This is a genomic window from Companilactobacillus metriopterae (assembly GCF_002762335.1).
Classification (GTDB): domain Bacteria; phylum Bacillota; class Bacilli; order Lactobacillales; family Lactobacillaceae; genus Companilactobacillus; species Companilactobacillus metriopterae.
In genome coordinates, this window is sequence record NZ_CP024610.1 from 473,967 (window position 1) to 490,456 (window position 16,490).

Annotated in this window: 15 protein-coding genes; 6 read left to right on the forward strand and 9 right to left on the reverse strand. The window is 32.6% G+C overall.

Annotation, left to right across the window (positions count from 1 at the left end):
- Positions 1 to 284 precede the first annotated feature (284 nt).
- The gene (locus CS873_RS02265) at positions 285 to 1,169 is read right to left on the reverse strand and encodes an aldo/keto reductase (protein ID WP_099974268.1); all 885 of its coding nucleotides are present in this window, start codon (positions 1,167 to 1,169) and stop codon (positions 285 to 287) included.
- 149 nt (positions 1,170 to 1,318) lie between these two features.
- On the opposite strand from CS873_RS02265, the gene CS873_RS02270 reads away from it, so the two are divergent.
- The gene (locus tag CS873_RS02270; RefSeq protein WP_099974269.1) at positions 1,319 to 3,226 is read left to right on the forward strand and encodes a fructose-1,6-bisphosphatase; all 1,908 of its coding nucleotides are present in this window, start codon (positions 1,319 to 1,321) and stop codon (positions 3,224 to 3,226) included.
- Between the two features lie 10 nt (positions 3,227 to 3,236).
- Here CS873_RS02270 and CS873_RS02275 read toward each other — a convergent pair whose 3' ends face one another.
- The 3 genes from CS873_RS02275 to CS873_RS02285 form a co-directional block, all read right to left on the reverse strand.
- Positions 3,237 to 4,529 carry a uracil-xanthine permease family protein gene (locus tag CS873_RS02275; RefSeq protein ID WP_099974270.1) on the reverse strand — a complete coding sequence of 431 codons (1,293 nt, stop codon included), beginning with the start codon at positions 4,527 to 4,529 and terminating at the stop codon, positions 3,237 to 3,239.
- A gap of 516 nt (positions 4,530 to 5,045) precedes the next feature.
- The gene (locus CS873_RS02280) at positions 5,046 to 5,801 is read right to left on the reverse strand and encodes a MeeY/MeeF family manganese export membrane protein (protein WP_099974271.1); all 756 of its coding nucleotides are present in this window, start codon (positions 5,799 to 5,801) and stop codon (positions 5,046 to 5,048) included.
- Positions 5,802 to 5,886: 85 nt separating this feature from the next.
- The gene (locus tag CS873_RS02285; RefSeq protein WP_099974272.1) at positions 5,887 to 7,248 is read right to left on the reverse strand and encodes an Nramp family divalent metal transporter; all 1,362 of its coding nucleotides are present in this window, start codon (positions 7,246 to 7,248) and stop codon (positions 5,887 to 5,889) included.
- 236 nt (positions 7,249 to 7,484) lie between these two features.
- On the opposite strand from CS873_RS02285, the gene CS873_RS08085 reads away from it, so the two are divergent.
- On the forward strand, positions 7,485 to 7,955 hold the full coding sequence (locus CS873_RS08085; protein WP_099974273.1) for a hypothetical protein: 471 nt from the start codon (positions 7,485 to 7,487) through the stop codon (positions 7,953 to 7,955).
- 29 nt (positions 7,956 to 7,984) lie between these two features.
- Here CS873_RS08085 and cls read toward each other — a convergent pair whose 3' ends face one another.
- From cls to CS873_RS02310, 4 genes are all read right to left on the reverse strand, one after another.
- Positions 7,985 to 9,451, reverse strand: a complete 1,467-nt coding sequence (gene cls / locus CS873_RS02295) for a cardiolipin synthase (protein ID WP_099974274.1) — start codon at positions 9,449 to 9,451, stop codon at positions 7,985 to 7,987.
- Positions 9,452 to 9,520: 69 nt separating this feature from the next.
- A complete protein-coding gene (locus tag CS873_RS02300; RefSeq protein WP_099974275.1) occupies positions 9,521 to 10,219 on the reverse strand; it encodes a zinc metallopeptidase in 699 nt (232 codons plus the stop codon).
- 5 nt (positions 10,220 to 10,224) lie between these two features.
- Positions 10,225 to 10,650, reverse strand: a complete 426-nt coding sequence (locus CS873_RS02305; protein WP_099974276.1) for a hypothetical protein — start codon at positions 10,648 to 10,650, stop codon at positions 10,225 to 10,227.
- A gap of 32 nt (positions 10,651 to 10,682) precedes the next feature.
- On the reverse strand, positions 10,683 to 11,417 hold the full coding sequence (locus CS873_RS02310; protein ID WP_099974277.1) for an alpha/beta hydrolase: 735 nt from the start codon (positions 11,415 to 11,417) through the stop codon (positions 10,683 to 10,685).
- 70 nt (positions 11,418 to 11,487) lie between these two features.
- Between CS873_RS02310 and CS873_RS02315 the strand changes: the two genes are divergently transcribed.
- A complete protein-coding gene (locus tag CS873_RS02315) occupies positions 11,488 to 12,177 on the forward strand; it encodes a ribonuclease H family protein (RefSeq protein ID WP_099974278.1) in 690 nt (229 codons plus the stop codon).
- Between the two features lie 55 nt (positions 12,178 to 12,232).
- Positions 12,233 to 12,946, forward strand: a complete 714-nt coding sequence (locus tag CS873_RS02320) for a DUF4097 family beta strand repeat-containing protein (protein ID WP_099974279.1) — start codon at positions 12,233 to 12,235, stop codon at positions 12,944 to 12,946.
- Positions 12,947 to 12,977: 31 nt separating this feature from the next.
- Here CS873_RS02320 and CS873_RS02325 read toward each other — a convergent pair whose 3' ends face one another.
- Positions 12,978 to 13,919, reverse strand: a complete 942-nt coding sequence (locus CS873_RS02325; RefSeq protein ID WP_099974280.1) for a DUF1002 domain-containing protein — start codon at positions 13,917 to 13,919, stop codon at positions 12,978 to 12,980.
- Between the two features lie 175 nt (positions 13,920 to 14,094).
- Here CS873_RS02325 and CS873_RS02330 point away from each other — a divergent pair, with 175 nt between their 5' ends.
- Positions 14,095 to 15,144 (forward strand): D-alanine--D-alanine ligase family protein, encoded by a 1,050-nt coding sequence (locus CS873_RS02330; RefSeq protein ID WP_099974281.1) that lies wholly within the window; start codon positions 14,095 to 14,097, stop codon positions 15,142 to 15,144.
- A gap of 118 nt (positions 15,145 to 15,262) precedes the next feature.
- Positions 15,263 to 16,417, forward strand: coding sequence for an N-acetylglucosamine-6-phosphate deacetylase (gene nagA / locus CS873_RS02335; protein ID WP_099974282.1), 1,155 nt, complete (start codon positions 15,263 to 15,265; stop codon positions 16,415 to 16,417).
- Positions 16,418 to 16,490 lie beyond the last annotated feature (73 nt).

Sequence of the window (16,490 nt, forward strand, 5' to 3'; positions counted from 1 at the left end):
TGTCTATCTCGATAAATTTGAACTAATTATACAATTATCGGTTTAGACACAAACTCAATAATTAAAGGGTTGTGTCTTACCTATACTTACTACTATAAAATGCTAATGTTTATTAGTCAAATAAATATATTTGTGGGCAATTTGTGGGACAAATATATTTATTTATACAAATTCTATAAACAATCAAAAATACGAAACTTTGATAAATCAATGTTTTAAGGCATTTTAAAATCTTAAAATGTTTTTAAATATCACTATTTATCACCTAGAAGGTGATCTTTTTTTTAGTCTTCAATATGTGAAACTGAATCGCGATATCCCTCAGGATTTCCATACCAATAGAAATCACCATACCAGATTGCACGTTTTTCTATATTGTAATTGTTAATTTCTTGAACATCTTCATCTGACAATTCGAAGTCAAAAATATCAGCATTTTGTTTGATACGGTCTTCATGAATTGACTTAGGAATTGTAATAATTCCACGTTGCAAATCCCAACGAAGAATTACTTGAGCAACTGTCTTGTTATACTTATCTGCAAATTTTTGTAGACGAGAATCATTAAGAACAGATCCACTGCCTAGTGGAGACCATGCTTCAAGATAGATATTGTTTTCATCACAGAATGCTTTGATATCATCTTCTTGGCATAGTGGATTGAATTCCATCTGATTAACTGCAGGTTTGATAGAGCCATGTTTTAAGATATCTTTCATACGAATAATGTCAAAGTTAGATATACCTATAGCTCTGGCTTTGCCTTCTTTGTAGATTGTTTCTAAAGCTCGCCAAGTATCAAGATATTTATCAGTTACTGGCCAGTGAACCAAAAGCAGGTCGACATAGTCAACTTGCAGTGCTTTCAATTGTCCTTCAAAGTTTTCTATAGCTGAATCGTAACCTTGATCACCGTCATATATTTTTGTTGTTAAAAATATATCTTCACGGTTTAGATTATTATCCGCAATAGCCCTTTTAAGACCATCACCTACACCAGACTCATTTCCGTATTGCTTGGCAGTATCAATGGCACGATAACCATTGGCAATTGCCCATTGGACAGATTGTGAGGCATTCTTATTACTTGTTTGCCAAACACCCAAGCCAAATTGAGGCATTTGCACACCGTTATTTAAAGTTACTTTTGAATCAATTGATAATGACATATGAATATCCTCCTTGATATCTTAATTCTACATTAATATTCAAATAATTCATAAAAAATTATCCTCAAATAATAATTAGAATAATTAAATATAAAATTAGCCTTGATAATGCTATTATGTAAGTGCTTTCTATATTTGAAAGGAAGGGTATGTTCATGAAACAACAATTTTTAAATGATAATGAGATAAAGTCTGAAATAATCAATCTTTCGGCTATTTTAAACTTACCAAAGGGAACTGAAGAATTTGTTAGTGATGTTCATGGTGAGTATGATGAATTTGTTCATATTCTTCGTAATGGTTCAGGTAATACAAGACAAAAAATATCTGAGATATTTACAGGACAATTAACTGAGGAAAACCAGAAGAAATTAGCCTTTCTTATTTACTATCCATCTGAGATTTTATCTAAAACAAAAAGTGAATTTACATCAAAGGATAGATTAGTTCAGTGGTATCTAGATACCTTTAATCAACTAATACAGTTATTAAAGTACACTGCCAAAAAATACACACGTTCTAAGGTTAGAAAGGCTCTAGATGCAGATTTTGTCTATATCACAGAAGAATTATTGTATGTTGATAGAGCTGAGGCAACAAAGAATCAATATTATTTTGATGTAATGGATAGTATTATCAAATTGGGTATGGCAGACCAGTTCATCATTGCCACTTGCCATACAATTCAGGCACTAGTAGTTGATCATATTCATATCATAGGGGATGTCTATGATAGAGGTCCTCATCCGGATCTCATTATTGAGCATCTAATCCATCGAAATGTTAAAGTCGATTTTCAATGGGGTAATCATGATATTCTCTGGCTTGGTAGTGCATCAGGTTCAAAGCTTTGTTTAGCCAATCTTGTCAGAATTAGTTCACGATATGATAATTTAAATCTGTTAAATGAAGCTTATAAAATCGATACGTCAAAATTGGAAAAATTTGCTGTAGAAAATTATAAACCTTTGGATTCATTCAATCCAAAATCAGATACAGGTAAGACTATCGATGCAGAAATACAAAACATTGATAATTGTGTTCAGCAAGCTATGGCTATTATTCAATTTAAGCTAGAGGGTCAGGCAATAGACCGTAGACCTGAATTTAAAATGGAAGACCGTAAATTATTGGAAAAATTATTTGATGACGGTCAAAAAATTAAGATTGCTGATAGGATTTATTATATAAAAAATGGCTGCTTTCAATTAGTTGATCCTGATAACCCTTATCAATTAACAAAGGGTGAACAAGAGATAATTGATGATCTAGCTAAGCAATTTATTAGTTCAGTTAGTTTGCGCAGACACTTACAGTACATGGTAGAGCATGGTTCTATGTATTTAAAAAATAACGGCAATCTTCTAATTCATGGTTGTGTTCCAGTGGATAAATCTGGAAATATGCTTCAATTCCAAATGAATAATCAAGTTTACTCAGGTCGACAACTATTCGATTATTTTGAACAAAATATATTTAATAAATTTGAACATCCCTCAGTCGATGATTCTATTCAATCGGATTTGATTTGGTATCTTTGGACTGGGAAGTTATCGCCATTGTTTGGCAAATCAGCTATGACTACTTTTGAGAGATACTTTATAGAGGATAAGGATTTACATAAAGAACATAAGAATTCCTATTATTCATTGAGAAAAGAAGAATGGTTCGCTGATATTTTGTTTGATGAATTTGATTTGGATAAAGAACAAGGGCATATTATTAATGGCCATACACCTGTAAAAATTGGTAATTCACCAATCATGGCAAATGGCAAAATTTTTGTTATCGATGGTGGTATGTCGAAACCATATCAAAAAACCACGGGAATTGGAGGATATACCTTATTATCTAATTCCTTTGGATTACAACTTGTAACGCATGAGCCATTTACAACACGCGAAAAGGCAATTCAAAACATGACTGATGTTGTATCAACTAAAAGAGTGATAGAACAATCTGTTAAAATGAAGACCGTTAGTGATACTGATAATGGTAAGAAATTGAAAGCACAAGTTGATGAATTAATTAATTTATTGGCAATAAAAAAAGAGTAACCTTTTAAGGTTACTCTTTTTCTTCTGATCTAGCTTCTTTAGGAAGTATTAGGTTAAGAGCGATTCCAACTATTGTAGCAACACCAATACCACTAAATTGGAATGAGCCAATTTGAAGCATTGCATTACCAATACCAATAACTAGAATGACGGAACCAATCATTAAGTTACGTTTTTGAGAGAAATCTACTTTGTTGTCTATTAGTATTTTTAGACCATTTGAAGCAATAACACCGAATAGTACGAAACTGATACCACCAATTACTGGTCCAGGAACTGTCTGTATTAATGCACTTAGTTTACCAACAAAACCAAATACTGCTGCAAAAACAGCGGCACCGATAATTACATATACACTGTATATTTTATTGACGGCCATAACACCAATATTTTCACCGTAAGACGTAATAGGAGGACCACCAAGTAATCCAGCAACAATAGAGGCAGTACCGTCACCGGCTAATGTTCTATGTAATCCAGGATCTTTGAAGAAGTTTCTATGTGTCAATTCATCAAGTACCATGATATGTCCCAGATGTTCTGCCATTGTGACAAAAGCAAGAGGAGCAAAACTTAAAATTGCACCCCAATAAATTGTATGGGGAGTGTAGTTAATAAAAGGAATTTCAAAACTTGGTAATGCAAACCAAGGAGAGCTAGCAACTTTAGAGAAATTAACTACCCCAAGTATCACTGATAGTAAATATCCTGAGATAATACCTAATAAAATAGCGATGTTACTCAAAAATCCCTTTAAGTACATGTTGAAAAAAACTGTTGTTATCAGCGTGAACATGGCAATACCGAAGAATTTTAAATCGTAAGTACCATTATTCATTGTAGAATCTGTGGCAGCGGATCCAGCTAATGCTAATCCAATAACAATCACTATCGGACCGACAACGATAGGTGGTAGAGCTTTATCTATCCAACCATATCCAACAAAACCAACAAGTAATGCAACAATCAAGTAAACAGCACCAACGGCAATCGTTCCTTGTGCAACTGCAGGAAATCCAACAGTTTTCATCAATGCAATACTAGGAACAATGAATGAAAAACTGGAACTCATATATGCAGGAATTCTTCGTTTTGTAATTAGAATATGCAATATTGTTCCCACACCAGAACTAAATAAAGCGATACTTGGATCTAATCCTACCAACAGTGGAACTAAAACTGTTGAACCAAACATAGAAAATAAATGTTGAAGAGATAGGATAAACCAACTGCCTAGTGGTGGCTTATCATAGATATCAAGAACTGCATCTGGATTACGATAATTCTTATCATTTGTGTCCATAGTTAAAATCTCCCTCAAAAAGTGTAAAAAAATAGCCTTTTATCCCGTGAAAATACGACATAAAAGGCCTAAGTGTTTTCCTTGTTAGTCTCACGGGACTACGTTAAAGGACTATGTAATTTTAATTAACTATAGACAATTTTTTAAACATTGTCAACAAAACGAAAAAAGAACACCAAGGGGAGTGGTGTTCTTTTAAATATATAATATATAAATTGTATTTGGGATTAAATATGTTATAGGGGGGGTAGAAGAGTTATTAGCTCTTCTATGGTTATTAATATACAGGTTAACTATGAATTATATATATAATAAATGTGAATAATTTGTGAAGATTGTAAATATAATTAATCCAATAAAAAAATACCTCAGGGGAAAGGTATTTTTAGGGGAATATATTATTATAGGGGGGAATATTACATAGAAAGAGGTGCTTGTGTATCTCTTATCTATGGTTACTATAATAATGAAATAGTTTGAAGTAATTATTTTGAAAATATGAATTATTTATGAATTTTATTTTTTTCTACGGTTATTAATTTGGTGAATTATTATAGTAATAATAATTGATACAACTAGTACACCAACAAATAACATGTTCGGAACTTCAATATCAATCATTGGAATTGATAAGAACAATTTGATAGAAATAAATAAAATTAAGAAGTATGCCATTCCTTGTAATTCGGGTACTCTACGCATAAGACCCATAATAAGTTCAGCGATACCTCTCATTGCTAGAATACCGATCATACCACCTAACAAGACAATTACAGGATTATCAGAAATAGCAAGTGCAGTCAGAACAGAATCTATTGAGAAAACAATATCCATAAGTTCGATTGAAATAACAACTTGCCAGAAGTGAGAAATCTTTAGATATTTGTAAATACCTTTTGGTTCATGAGGCTTTATATCTGCAGGATCAACTTCTTTGTTACGGTGAATAAAATGACTAACAAATAGGTAAAATAGGTATAGTGCACCAAAGGCCTTAATCCACCAGAAGTTAATCAAGTAAACACCGATACCGATAACTAAAAATCTAAAGATATAAGCACCAATCAAACCATAGAACAGTGATTTTTCTTGTTCACTTTTTGTCTTAAGAGTTTGAGTTTGGGTTGCTAGTACCAGGGCGTTATCAACGGATAAAATACATTCCATGATAACCAATGATAAAATAATTAACCAGTCATTCCCTGATTCAATAACAGTCTTCCAATTTTGTAAATCAAAAAATGGAGAATACATATCTATAATTGCATTCAATTAGTGTGCTCCTTTTATAGTAATGTCTATATTTTACTATAAAAAAAGAACTTCCGAAGAAGTTCTGCTCAAATTTTATATTTTATTATGATGGCATAAATGTTGAATAAATTAACCAAACGTTCAATATTGTCAAAATAATTGCGACAGCATAACCAAGGTATTTCATCCAAGCATCATTTTTAAAATTACCCATTAATTTTTCATTACTTGAAAAAGCGATAAGAGGGAAAATTGAGAATGGAAGAGCAATACTTAGAAATACTTGTGAGAATGTAAGTAGTTCTTCAATTTTGGCTTCATTTCCTCTGAAAATAATAGCAAAGGCTATAACAGGAATAATAGAAAGTAGACGAGTAACCACACGTCTTACCCAAAGCTTCATTTTTAAGTGAATGAAACCTTCCATAACAATTTGTCCTGATAGGGTACCTGTAATTGTTGAATTTTGACCAGATGCTAGTAGGGCAATGGCAAATAATGTACTCAACAATGGACTAGCAACAGCACCTGCAATTTTAGGGTTTTGTAAAGCATTGTACAAGTCTACAAAACGACCAAGGTCACTGTTTGTACCATAGAATAAAGCAGCACCAAGTAGAAGTAATAAGACGTTAACTACGAAGGCTAATGTAAGTTGAATGTTAGAATCCCATGTTGAAAATCTAACTGCACGTTTTACACTATCTTCATCGTTTTTATCATATTTTCTAGCTTGAGATATTGATGAATGTAGGTATAGATTATGGGGCATAACAGTAGCACCAACAATACCAAGTGATAGGTAAAGCATACCTTTGTTTTGGAAAATCTTGGGTTCAGGGATAAAACCTGTCATTAATTCACCAAATTTAGGTTGTGCAAGTAGTACTTCGTATAGGAAAATTCCTAAAATTAGCACGATAAGTGCGGCAACGATGGCTTCGATTTTTCTGAATCCCAATTTCATAAGAACAAGTAGGAGTAGGACATCGAATGCGGTAATTATTACACCCCACAGAATAGGGATGTTAAATAACAGCTTGAGGGCAATGGCAGAACCAATAATTTCGGCGATATCTGTCGCCATAATTGCGAGCTCTGTGACTATCCAAAGCATAATACCAACATTTTTTGATGTACGCTCTCTTGTTAATTGAGCAAGATCTTTACCAGTTACAATACCGAGTTTAGCAGCCATGTATTGTAGTAACATAGCTATCAAACTGGATAGTAAGATAACGGATAGTAATGTGTATTTATATTGTGCACCACCGGCAATTGATGTAACCCAATTACCAGGATCCATATATCCAACAGCTACAAGAGCTCCTGGTCCACTGTATGCTAATAAAGTTTTGAAGAAACTTGCATCAGTTGGAACTTCAACAGTGTTGTTTATCTCTTCTAGAGATGGGCCATTAGCATGTTGAATAATACTTTCGTGTTTTGATTTATTTTCACTCAAGGTTGTCCCCTCCTTTAACCTCTATCATAATAACACTTTGTTAAAGATAATTAAATATATAAAACAAAAAAATTAGGCTTGCTTAACTTAATCGTAAATATTATTTATCTATACTATTTAGATTATGAAATTTTATCCGAATGTTCAAATTGTAACAATCAATCAGACTTTATTGGTAAATTTATTGTTAATAGTTACTAAGTCATTTAGAATAAGGATTAAAGAGGAGATTAATCATGACAATATTTTTAATCGTAATTGATATATTTTTCTTACTCGGTGGTTTATATAGTGTCTATTGGCAGTCTCAAATTGAGATACGTTCAATATATAAAATATCAGCTTTAATATACACTGTTCTTATAGGTGCTTTCCTATTAGTAGGTATTGATGCGAATATACTATATATAATTATGGTAGCTGAATTCCTTGCATCAGCATTGGTAGGTGGCATAGGTGGCTTAGGAACAAGAAAAATTATAGCCAGCGGCCTCTTTTCGGGTGCTATAAACTACTCTGATATTCAAAGAGTAACTATTATCAGTGTTAATTTAAATGATAAACCAAAATCATCAGTTATTTTTCAAACTAGCAGATTAAGACAAATTAATTTAAGCTTTAATCGTTCATATCAAGAAATCAGATCTTTCTTAGATACTAAGTTAAACAAAGACGTAGAAGTTGAAATAATCGATAATATAATATAAAAAAGACATCCCGATGGGATGTCTTTTTTTTAAAGTATTGGAGCCAGCAATCTTGAGAATCTTTGTTTGAATTTTAACCATGGACTTTGTTGATCGACAATTTCTTGAGTTAATTCATGAGACACTTCGAGATCCTTTAAAAATGAATTCTTAATTTGTTGCGCAACATTTGTATCATAGAAAAAGGCGTTCATCTCAAAGTTTAATTGATAACTTCGATAATCATGGTTCATTGATCCAACAGAACCATATTTCCCATCAATCACAGAAGTTTTTGCGTGTAAAAAACCATTTTCGTAAGTATATACTTTTACACCATATCTAATTAACAAATTTGCATAGTATTGTGTTGCACGGTAGATGAACGCATGATCAGGCATACATGGAATCATGATTCTAACGTCAATTCCTGATCTAGCAGCAATAGTCAAAGCAGTGAATACAGCATCGTCAGGTGTAAGATATGGAGTTTGAAGCCAAACACTTTCCTTAGCTTTCATGATCATATCAATGAAACCATCTTTTAAAATTTCCTCGTTGTTGTCAGGGCCATCGGCAACAATTTGAATTGGTATATTTGAATTTTTATTAGAGCGATCTCTAGGGAAGTATTTTTCTGAGAAAGGTAGTTTCTTATCTCTTCTAGATAATGATGCATTCCAATCCATAAAAAATCTTTCTTGAAGTAGTAATACAGCTGTACCAGAAATTCTAGCATGAGAATCTCGCCAATATCCAAATTTTGGAGATTTACCAAGGTATTCATCACCAACATTAAATCCGCCAATGTAGCCAATATAACCATCAATTATTACATTTTTTCTATGTAAGTGATAGTTTAGTCGAGTTTTTGAAATAGAGTTTTTTGCAGTGATAAATTGTACTACTTCACCACCGGCTTCTTTTAGAGGGTTGAAGTAACTAGGTTTTGTATGTGTAGATCCCCATGGATCATAAAGCACGCGGACTTCTAATCCTTCATTGGCTTTATCTACTAGTAAAGATAAAAGTTGATCACCAATATCACTATCGATAAAGGCATAATATTCAACGTGTACTGTTTCTTTAGCAGCACGAATATCAGCAAACATTTTCTTAAATTTTTCTTTGCCATCAAAAATTAATTCAACTTCATTGTGATGTGTAATTGGTGTTGTTTCAGTTTTATTGAAGAAATTAACAACAGAACTAGCATATTTTGTTTGATCCGTTGCAGAATTCAATTGAATACTGTTCTGATCAGTAACAGCCATCTTCTTAACTTGTTGAACACCCAAGTATTCCTGACTAGTAAAGTTAAATAGCTTTTCTCGAGCAATTCCACGTCCAAAAAAAGCATATAAAATAAAACCAACACCTGGTAGTAAAACTAAGACCAGAATCCAAGCCCAAACTGTAACAGTGCTTCTTGGTTTAATAAAAACAGTTATTAAAGCAACAACCGTATTGATAATAAGTAATGCGACAATAATTCCAATGATCCATAAGCTAATCATAAATTTCTCCCCTAATACACCCTATAAAAAACAGGACTTGGTTGAAAACATCAAGTCCTGTATAAATATTTAATCACGATTATTAAATAATAAAACTAGTCTCAATAATTGAAGAATACTTGATAGTGCCGCTGCAACGTATGTAAGTGCAGCAGCTGTTAAAACTTTTTTAACCTGTGATACTTCTTCGTTATCAATCAGACTACTAGAACCCAATATTCTGACAGCTCTACCTGAAGCATTAAATTCAACGGGTAGTGTAACAACTTGGAATAATACCACAATAGCAAATAGCCAGATACCAATAGTTATCAAAGTCATATTCATGCTGAATAAAACACCGATAAAAATAAGTGGAATTGAAACAGTACTTCCAATATTTACAGCTGGTACTAAGAAAGATCTAAGTCTCATAGGTATATAGTTCTTTTGATCTTGGATAGCATGTCCACATTCATGAGCAGCAACACCAATTGCAGCAACTGAAGTAGAATCATGTGTTGACTGTGATAGGTTTAATGTTTTATCACGGGGATTATAGTTATCTGTTAATTCACCAGCAATTTCGTTTATTTCAACGTCTTGTAAACCAGCATTATCCAGAATGTATCGAGCAGCTTCAGCACCTGATATATTCTGCTTACTCTTAAACTTATCATATTTATTGAAAGTGGTTCGTACATATATTGAGGCCCATAATGATATAACGATACCTATGATAACCAAAATATAAGTTGGATCAAAAAATCCAAATCCATAATATCCCATAGTAATTAACTCCTTATATTTAAATTGTTTGAAAGTAGTTCTTTAGATTCTTCACTACTGTTTATTAAATTAATATTGACGATGGAAATTTGTTCTTTTAAAAAATAAATAAGTCGATCAATAATTTCGTTTTTCTCATCGTAATTTAAACTACTGCTTAAAATTATCGATAAATTTCCAGACTTTGTAGAGAAATCCACATTTGTTAGATCGATTAAACTAACAATAACTTGAGATTCTTTTTTGGCAACAATCCAAGTGATAGATTTTTTTCTCATTAGGGTTTTGGAGCGCTGACTTATAAATTTTATTGTAGCATCTTTGTTTAAATTGAGGAATTTTTCTACATCTATCAATTTGTATGAAGTAGGGAATTCCCAAGTGAAGTTGTCAGTGATGATTGGATGATATGAACTAAGTTTATTTTCCATAATTATATATAATAACTTATAAATGTGAATTTTTAGTAAACAAATTTGTTAATCAGTCTTAAGACGTTTGAATCGTCATGAAGTAGTGAATGTTCGGCATTTTTTCCAGAAACTGGATAATCTACAAACTCCATAACTTTAGGTGATAGGATGTAGTTGATTGATTTGGCAGATGTTACAGAGATATATTTGTCACTGTTAGAGTAATTTTTTAAATTACCATATATATTGAGAACTCTCATCTCATTAGAAATATTTTTTCTATTTATGTACATTCTCATGTACGTGGGGCTCATAAAGGCAGGTCGACCATTTTGACCTAACTGGTTAACATTAGGTAAATCTCCTAAGCCAATTATGCCATTGAATGGACCAGCAATAAGAACCAGATTTTTTATTTTAGGAAGATATGTAAGCTTTTTTTCACGCATCTCTGCCAAGACAAGTGCAACTGCACCGAGTGAGTGACCCACAGCATGATAAGTTTCAAAGCTATATATTTTTTTTAAATCAAAAACAAGATTTGAGAGCCATCGTGCCATTAGGTTGCTACCTATGATTTTGTTTTTGAAAACAACTTGAACAATTGGATATTTATCTTTGGTCCATTTTCCCTCATAAGTTATTTGTCCTAAAGTATTAATAGTTGCTTTCAAATATTCTTCTTTGTTGTTATATTTTAAAGCTGATTTTACCAAGTTCTCCGTTGTATAATCGCCACCGCGAAATCCATGAACATAAAGAACAGGGTATTGATTAATTTTCATACCGTCACCCCTATAATTATTATATTATTATATACGAATAAACAGAAAATGAATCAATAGAGGAAATAAAATGCAAAAATATTATGCAGTCAGAATAGGAAAGAATTCTGGAATTTATAACACTTGGGCAGAATGTAAGGCACAAGTAGATGGTTTTGTTGGAGCAAGATATAAAAGCTTCACAAGCTTATCAGAGGCGGAAGACTTTATAAAGAACGATACGTATACTCCAAAAACTAAGAAAGAAACATCGAAGAAATTTGAATATTCTAACTTGGACGATTTTGAGTTGGTTGTTTATACCGATGGTGGTTCTAGAAATCACGGTAATGTTAAGGGTGGTCATGTATTATCATCAGATAAAGCTGCATGGGCATACTTAATAAAAACTTCTAACGAAAAAATAGAAGATAGCGACGGGGAATTTGGTGCAACGAATAATAAAATGGAAATTACCGCACTAATTGAAAGTATCAAAAAAATAAATAATCTAGAATTAAACGACAAAAAAGTAATATTCATTCTAGATTCTCAATATGTTTTAAATGCTATTATCAAAGGTTGGTTAGCTAGCTGGAAAGCAAATGGTTATAAAAAATCTGATGGCAAAGTACCTGCTAACTTGGAACTTTGGAAAGAACTAGATGAATTACTTCCAACCATTCCCAACAAAAGTTTTGAATGGACAAAAGGGCATGCCAATGATGCGGGGAATAACCGAGTTGACGAATTATTAAATTTAACTATGGATAGAATGTAAAATATAACTTAATTGATCTATACTTATTAATATAATAATTAAGGGGTATGGGGATATGAAAAAAAGAAACATAATTATCAATGTTTTTGTGTTAATTATATTGCTTATAGTAGGTTCTTTAAGTTATGTTTATGGAAATCAGGATACATCGGTTAAATATCATAATTTAAGTACATCTTTAACAAAAAACACTAACGATATATCTATAGATGGTGATAGTTCTGATATTTTAATCACTCTTGTTGATAATAAAAAGAATTCCAATTTAGATATAAGTGGTTATTTCAATGAAAATACTATAAAAAATGATTCATATAAAAAAGTTGAAGGTTCCACAATGAAATTAAATTTCCCAGTGCCTAAAAAGGGAACATTTCTATTTGGAACAAAGATAGATAATCGATTAAAAATAACTATTCCAGTAGATAAAGAGGAACTAAATAAGATTTCTATTCAAACTATGGGTGGAGATGTTGAAGTTGTGGATAAAACAAGTAGTAATGCTACAAAATCAAATAAAGTAAAATTTGATATCTCAACTGATGGTGGAGATGTAACTATGCCAATAGATAATCCTCTTGTGGATTCCGTGAACATTGATTCATCAGGTGGTGATGTAGATTTGATGAATAAAAAAAATAGAACAGTATCATCGGATTACGATTTAAGTGGTGGAGATTTGACAGGTAAATATAAAGAAAGTGATTCTGATAATAGTGTCAAATTAGTTATTTCTCTAGACGGAGGAGACTTAGATTTAGAAAAATAAAAAAACCTAGCATATGCTAGGGTTTTTTATTTTAACTAAATAGTCCTTTGAAGAATGAAACGATACCGTCCCACATTTTTTGAACGAAGTTTCGATTCTCTTGAGTATTTAATTTATTGAAAATGTTTTTTGCCTGACTAGTAATATCAGAACTTAATTTTTGAGCTTGATCTTTAAAGTTGGAATCTTTTAAAGCACCAGAATCTCTAATTTGAACCATCAAATTAATTATTTGTTGCTTTTGGTTATCAGTAATAATATTTTGTAAGTTATTTTGTTGAAGATTGTTATTAACAATTGTTGTTATTTGGTTAACTGTAATGTTGCTACCTTGTTTTGCCATGTCAGATTTAATTCCTGCGATAGCATTGTTTAGTTGTTCATCAGTGTAACCATCTTTACCATCATTTGCTTGGGTAATAGAACTTAAAACACCAATTTCCTTTTGTGCAGCATTGACTTGAGATTGATTCAATGAATTACCATTTTGTGCATAGGCAGCATATATTCCTGCTAAAGCACCTGAACCATCAATCTTTGTTGCAGATGTTACGTAGATATTTGCATCAGTAATACCAGCTGTTAACGCAGCATTACGGTATTGGTCAGCGGTGATTGTAGTTATATTGTTTGAACCATTGTAATTAACTATTGAGACGTTGATACCTGAGCCGGAAGATGTTTTTTCAATAACAGCTGAAGACCAGACACCAGAGTTAGAATTAAAGTTACTTCCACTAGGATTTAGGTATGTAACTAGAGTGTTACCAGTAACTGTAAGAGTATTATAGTTACTTGAACTTATCTGAGACTTCAATACATCAATAGTTCCTTGTCTTTGGCTAGATGTAAGTGAAGTACCTAGTGTCATAACTGGTTCATCTAAACTGTCAGCTTTTGCTACCTGAGTAAGTGGGGCAAAAAGTGCAATTGTTGCTAACATAGCTAGAAAGAGAATTTTAAATTTTTTCATGATAATTCCTCCTATACCGATATTAAACCAAAAAAATGTGAATTTTTATAGAAATTAAAAATTATCATAAATCTAGTTTAGTAAAATAGTGATTTCAGTTGAAATATGCTATTCTATAGGTTCTAGGATTTCTCGCTTATTTGAATTTATAAAAAAAAGAAAGAAGGATTTACAAGTGAAAATTGTTGTTCTTTCAGGTGGAAGAAGTACAGAACGTAACGTTTCTTTATCATCTGGTGTAAAAATTACTAATGCATTAAGAAGTAAAGGTCACAAAGTTGCATATGTGGACTCATTCTTAGGATTGGATATTCCAGAAAGTGAATTAACTGGTTTATTTACAAGTGAAGCTGAAGACGAAACTAATTTAGTTATTTCAGATGAAGTTTTAACAACTGAGAAGATTAATGCACTAAGAACTGACGGTTCTACAGAATTGTTCGGTAAAAATGTACTAAAAATTTGTCAAATGGCAGATATTGTATACATGGGACTACATGGTGAAGATGGCGAAAACGGAAAAGTTCAAGGAGTTTTCGATGTTTTCAACATTAAGTATACAGGTAGTGGATCACTAGCTTCCGGTATTGCTATGGATAAGAAATTTTCTAAGGAAGTTTTTGTTCAAAGTAATTTACGCACAGCTAAATATACATCAACAAAAACAAGCAATATCAATGCAAGTGACATACCATTTGGTTTCCCAATGGTTGTAAAACCTTCAAACGGTGGATCAAGTGTTGGTACACATATTATTAAAGATGAATCTGAACTAAAAGAAAAAGTTGCAGATGCACTTCGATTTGATAAGGAAGCTCTACTAGAAGAATTCATCGAAGGACGTGAATTTTCTGTTGCAGTAGTAGATGGCGAACCATTACCAGCTGTTGAAATTACAGTAGATACAGGTTGGTACGATTTCCAACACAAGTTTGTTGAGAATTCAGTTACTCACTTTATAACTCCTCCAGAATTGGATGAAAACTTACATAGGGAAATGCAACAAATGGCATTGGATACATTTGAAGCACTTGGTATGGAAAACTATGGTAGAGTTGATTTCCTAATGAAGGATAATGAAATTTATGTAATGGAAGCAAATACACTACCAGGTATGACTCCATTATCATTGATGCCTCGTGAAGCTGAAGCTGCAGGCATCTCATATGCTGATTTATGTGAAAGAATAATAGATAGCAAAGTTAAAATTTACGCATCAAAATAAATCAAAGTCGCAGAAATGCGACTTTTTTATTTTATCCAAAAATTTATAAAGGTTCGTTGTGGTATAGACCATTGAAAGCTGTTATAATATTACTAGACAATTTAGAAGGAGAACCGTAATGACATATTATATTCACGCGAAAAAATTCTTTCTACCAAATAAAACAGAAGTTGGCGGATATTTAGAGGTAACTGACTCTGGTAAATTTGGCCAATACTTCACAGAAAATAATAAACCAAATGGTGAAATCGTTGATTACTCTAACCAAATGATTGCACCAGGTTTAGTTGATACTCATATTCATGGATTAGTTGGCAATGATGTCATGGATAATGATTGGAATATGATTAACGAAATGTCTGAAGGTTTATTGCAAGCAGGTGTTACATCATGGTTGCCTACAACTTTGACAGCAACAAGAGAACAACTTAATGATGTATGTAGAACTATTGGTGATAATTATCAATCTGCCACTGGTGCCAAGATACAAGGAATTTATTTTGAAGGACCATTCTTTACAGAAGAACATAAGGGTGCTCAAAATCCTAAATACTTCACTGATCCTGACGTTGATGCTTTCAATGAATGGCAAGAATCAGCTAATGGTATGATTAAAAAAATAGCAATTGCCCCAGAACGTAAGGGTTCAGCTGAGTTTACAAAAGCTGTAGCTTCTGACGATGTGGTTGTTTCACTAGGTCATTCATCAGCTACATTTGATCAAGCCAAAGAAGTAATCGAAGCAGGAGCTACTATGTTTACTCATGCATTTAATGGTATGAGTGGATTCTCTCACCGAGATCCTAACATGGCAGGAGCCGCTATGACACTTAACGGAATTTATGATGAATTAGTTTGTGATGGACACCACGTTCATCCTGATGCAGCACGTGCAATTATTGAATTGAAAGATTCAGAGCACATTGCATTAATAACTGACTGTATGAGAGCTGGTTTGATGCCAGATGGTGACTACGTTCTTGGAGAATTACCTGTATATGTTGCCGATGGTCAAGTTCGCTTGAAAGACGGTGATAATCTAGCAGGAAGTGTTCTACAGTTGAAGCAAGCTATAAAAAATGTTGTAGATTGGAATATTTCAACTCCTGAAGAAGCTGTACGCATGGGGGCACAAACTCCAGCAGTTAGCTGCCAAATAGATGATAAATGTGGAATGATAAAAGAGGGCAGAGATGCAGATTTTATCGTTTTAGATGAAGATATGATTTTAAAGGAAACATATTTAGACGGTGTGTCACATTACAAAGCATAAAAAAAGAGAGCAACTTAGTTGCTCTCTTTTCTTTGGTGCCAGTCCACTGCTACCTAGACTTGCACTTATGTGT

Excerpts from the sequence above, each read along its gene's own strand:
- CS873_RS02265 (WP_099974268.1), bottom strand. The coding sequence starts at position 1,169 with ATGTCATTATCAATTGATTCAAAAGTAACTTTAAATAACGGTGTGCAA.
- CS873_RS02270 (WP_099974269.1), top strand. The coding sequence starts at position 1,319 with ATGTTCATGAAACAACAATTTTTAAATGATAATGAGATAAAGTCTGAA.
- CS873_RS02275 (WP_099974270.1), bottom strand. The coding sequence starts at position 4,529 with ATGGACACAAATGATAAGAATTATCGTAATCCAGATGCAGTTCTTGAT.
- CS873_RS08085 (WP_099974273.1), top strand. The coding sequence starts at position 7,485 with ATGACAATATTTTTAATCGTAATTGATATATTTTTCTTACTCGGTGGT.
- cls (WP_099974274.1), bottom strand. The coding sequence starts at position 9,451 with ATGATTAGCTTATGGATCATTGGAATTATTGTCGCATTACTTATTATC.
- CS873_RS02300 (WP_099974275.1), bottom strand. The coding sequence starts at position 10,219 with ATGGGATATTATGGATTTGGATTTTTTGATCCAACTTATATTTTGGTT.
- CS873_RS02305 (WP_099974276.1), bottom strand. The coding sequence starts at position 10,650 with ATGGAAAATAAACTTAGTTCATATCATCCAATCATCACTGACAACTTC.
- CS873_RS02310 (WP_099974277.1), bottom strand. The coding sequence starts at position 11,417 with ATGAAAATTAATCAATACCCTGTTCTTTATGTTCATGGATTTCGCGGT.
- CS873_RS02315 (WP_099974278.1), top strand. The coding sequence starts at position 11,488 with ATGCAAAAATATTATGCAGTCAGAATAGGAAAGAATTCTGGAATTTAT.
- CS873_RS02320 (WP_099974279.1), top strand. The coding sequence starts at position 12,233 with ATGAAAAAAAGAAACATAATTATCAATGTTTTTGTGTTAATTATATTG.
- CS873_RS02325 (WP_099974280.1), bottom strand. The coding sequence starts at position 13,919 with ATGAAAAAATTTAAAATTCTCTTTCTAGCTATGTTAGCAACAATTGCA.
- nagA (WP_099974282.1), top strand. The coding sequence starts at position 15,263 with ATGACATATTATATTCACGCGAAAAAATTCTTTCTACCAAATAAAACA.